1 protein-coding gene and 1 pseudogene are annotated in these 3759 nt (G+C 39.4%); both read left to right on the forward strand.

The genetic code is table 11. The features are described from left to right. Positions 1-60: 60 nt before the first annotated feature. Positions 61-1053: pseudogene (locus tag Q3C19_RS17950) on the forward strand (endo-1,4-beta-xylanase); the annotation flags it as partial. A 94-nt stretch (positions 1054-1147) separates the two neighbouring features. Beyond that, the gene (locus Q3C19_RS17955; protein WP_302731189.1) at positions 1148-3568 is read left to right on the forward strand and encodes a beta-L-arabinofuranosidase domain-containing protein; all 2421 of its coding nucleotides are present in this window, start codon (positions 1148-1150) and stop codon (positions 3566-3568) included. Positions 3569-3759: the final 191 nt, after the last annotated feature.

The raw sequence follows: 3759 nt of genomic DNA on the forward strand, positions 1-3759 counted from the left end.
CTTTTATCGCTATGTTCCTAATTTTCAGTGAAATATTTATTTGCTTATATCGAACTCACGTTGAATACGTTTCAGTCTTCTGGGCGAGATACAAATGGAGTAAATATAGTGAAAAAACATTTTAATGCTATTGTGGCGGAAAATTGTATGAAATGCCAGACCATTCATCCTCAGGAAGACAGATATAATTTTCGTCAGGCTGATGAATTTGTTAAATTTGGCGAGGATAATGGATTGACAGTTACTGGTCATTGTCTGATATGGCATTCACAATTGGCACCTTGGTTCTGTGTAGATAAAGATGGAAATAATGTGTTTCCAGAAGTTTTGAAGCAGCGTATGAAAGATCATATTATGACGGTTGTTGGTCGTTATAAAGGACGGATTAAAGGCTGGGATGTTGTGAATGAGGCTATCATGGAGAATGGCTCTTATAGAAATAGTAAATTTTATCAGATTTTGGGAGAAGAATTTATTCCTTTAGCTTTCCAATATGCCCATGAGGCAGATCCAGATGCAGAATTGTATTACAACGATTATAATATGCATTTTAAAGGGAAACGCGATGCTGTTGTTAAGCTGGTTAATGATATGAAGGCTAGAGGATTGCGGGTAGATGCTGTTGGAATGCAAGGACATGTTGGAATGAACTATCCAGATTTGGCTGATTTTGAACAGAGTATCGTGGCTTTTGCTTCAACAGGAGCCAAAGTCATGATTACAGAATGGGATATGAGCGCACTTCCAGAAGTGAATCGTACGGCAAATATTGCTGATACGGTTGCTTTTCGCAAAGCATTAAATCCTTATCCGGTTTCTTTGCCTGATAGTGTTTCTGAAAAGTGGAATAAACGAATGGCTGAGTTTATGAATCTTTTTGTTAAACATTCTGATGTGATTAGCAGAGTTACAGCATGGGGAGTAAGTGACGGAGATTCGTGGAAGAATGGATTTCCCGTACGTGGACGTAAAGATTATGCGTTGCTTTTTGATCGTGACTATCAACCGAAACCTTTTGTGAAAGATTTGTTGGAAAAATCTATTACGAAGTAAAAGTTATTAGGTTCTGAATATGATGCAAAGTAATAAATATTAGGTGATTTTTTGTACATTTGCATCGTTGTGTTATTTTTATATTTGTCCAATTATGATTAATAAAAAAAATATTTTTATTGCAGCCTTTTGTCTTGTGGGCATTATGCCGAATAGTGTTGCTCAGGATAAATTATATTCCAATACGTTTCCATTAGGAGAGGTTAAGTTGTTGGATGGCCCATTTAAACATGCATGTGACTTGAATGTGGATGTGCTGTTGAAGTATGACGTAGACCGTTTGCTGGCTCCTTTCTTGAAAGAAGCAGGCTTGACTCCTAAAGGAGAAAGTTTCCCGAATTGGAAAGATTTGGACGGGCATGTTGGAGGTCATTACCTGTCAGCGTTGGCTATTCATTATGCGGCTACAGGAAATGAAGCGTGTAAACAGCGTATGGATTATATGCTTGCCGAACTGAAGCGTTGTCAACAAAAACATGGTAACGGCTACGTTGGTGGTGTGCCTAATGGTATGGTGGCTTGGAATGAGATAAAGAAAGGCAACGTTGGAATTGTTTGGAAGTACTGGGTGCCTTGGTATAATATGCATAAGATTTATGCTGGTTTGAGAGATGCATGGTCGTATGGAGGAAGCGAAGAAGCACGTCAAATGTTTTTAGATCTTTGCGATTGGGGATTGACGATCATCGCTCCTCTTAATGAAGAACAAATGGAGCAGATGTTGGGTAATGAGTTTGGTGGCATGGATGAAGTATATGCTGATGCTTATCAGATGACCGGTGATTTGAAATATTTGGATGCCGCTAAACGTTTCTCTCATCATTGGTTGTTGGATAGTATGGTTGCTGGAGTGGACAATTTGGATAACAAACACGCCAATACCCAAGTTCCTAAAGTTGTAGGATATCAACGTATTGCAGAATTGAGCGATATGGCTGGTAGAGAACAGGATAAATCTACTTACGATTCTGCGGCATGCTTCTTTTGGAATACAGTGGTGAATAATCGTTCTTTAGCTTTGGGTGGTAATAGTCGTCGTGAACATTTTCCTGCTGCTACTGATTGTAAAAGTTACGTAGAGGATCGTGAAGGCCCTGAGTCTTGTAATACCAATAATATGCTGAAATTGACGGAAGGTCTTTTCCGTATGCATCCGGAAGCTCGTTATGCCGATTTCTACGAGCGAGCAATGTTCAATCATATTCTTTCTACTCAGCATCCTGAACATGGAGGATACGTGTATTTTACATCTGCACGTCCGGCTCACTATCGTGTTTACTCTGCACCGAACAGTGCTATGTGGTGTTGTGTAGGTACGGGTATGGAAAATCATGGGAAATATGGTGAGTTCATTTATACTCATCATGGTGATGATTTGTATGTGAATCTATTTGTTGCTTCTGAATTGAACTGGAAAGAGAAAGGGATTACCTTAACTCAAGAAACATCTTTCCCAGATGGAGAAAGCAGTCGGCTGGTATTGCATGTGAAGAAAGCAGTAAAAGCAAAGTTGCTTATTCGGCATCCTTGGTGGTGTGAAGCAGGCGCAATGAAGGTCGTTTGTCGGGGAAAAGACTATGCGGTAGATTCTAAGCCCTCAAGTTATATTGAGATAGACCGAAAATGGAAGGATGGGGATGTGATTGAAATAACCACTTCGATGAAAGTTACTGTAGAAGAGTTGCCGAATGTGTCTAATTATATTGCGATTATGCGTGGTCCTATTTTGTTGGGAGCACGTATGGGCACTGAACATTTGGATGGCTTAATTGCAGATGATGATCGCTGGGGGCACATCGCTCATGGTCCGCTGGTTTCTGTGTTTGATACTCCGTTTATCATAGGTGATCGTAAGACTGTACTTTCTAAATTGGAAAATATGCAACCGGTAGCAGGAAAAAAAATGTGTTATACTGTTCCCGATTTGTTTACTTTGAAGGGAGAAAAACTTTCAGATTTGGTATTGGAACCTTTCTTCCGTATACATGATTGCCGTTATATGATGTACTGGCTTTCGATGAATGATGCAGAATATGCGGAATTTCAGAAAGCAGAGCGTGAAGCAGAACAACGTAAATTGTTGCTTGACCAACGTACAGTGGATGCCGTAGCTACTGCAGAGCAGCAGCCTGAAGTAGATCATAAGATGAAATATGAAAAATCACAAACTGGTCACTTCCAGGGTGAACCGTGGCGTGATGCTCGTGATGGTGGATACTTCCAATATAACCTGGCAACAGATGGTAAGACAGATCTTTCGTTGATGGTTCGTTATTGGGGAAATGAAACCTCTAACCGTTCGTTTGATATTCTGATTGATGGCGAATTATTGGTTGAGGAGAACTTGGTTGGTAAATGGAATAGGGAAGAATTGGTCAATGTAGAATATCCGATACCGGTAAATATGTTAGAAGGTAAATCCTCAATCACGGTTACTTTCCGTAGTAAACCAGGACAGATTGCTGGTGGAGTATTTTATATCAGATTGCTGAAAAAGAATATCGAAAACGAATAGACTTTGCTATTTGGGAATGAAGTATAAAGTGTGCTTACGGAAAAGTGAATAGCAGACTTTTTTAAACTAGTGAAGGTCGGAGGGCTTACACAAAGTGTGAGATGCTTCGACCTTTTTAATTAAGAAGACTAGTCTTTTGAGATTTGATAAAGAATTTGAAGTTAATACAATATTTGGACGTAATAAATATT

Source organism: Bacteroides sp. ET489, from assembly GCF_030518095.1.
In the GTDB taxonomy this organism is placed as follows: Bacteria; Bacteroidota; Bacteroidia; order Bacteroidales; family Bacteroidaceae; genus Bacteroides; species Bacteroides ndongoniae.

Excerpts from the sequence above, each read along its gene's own strand:
- Q3C19_RS17955 (WP_302731189.1), top strand. The coding sequence starts at position 1,148 with ATGATTAATAAAAAAAATATTTTTATTGCAGCCTTTTGTCTTGTGGGC.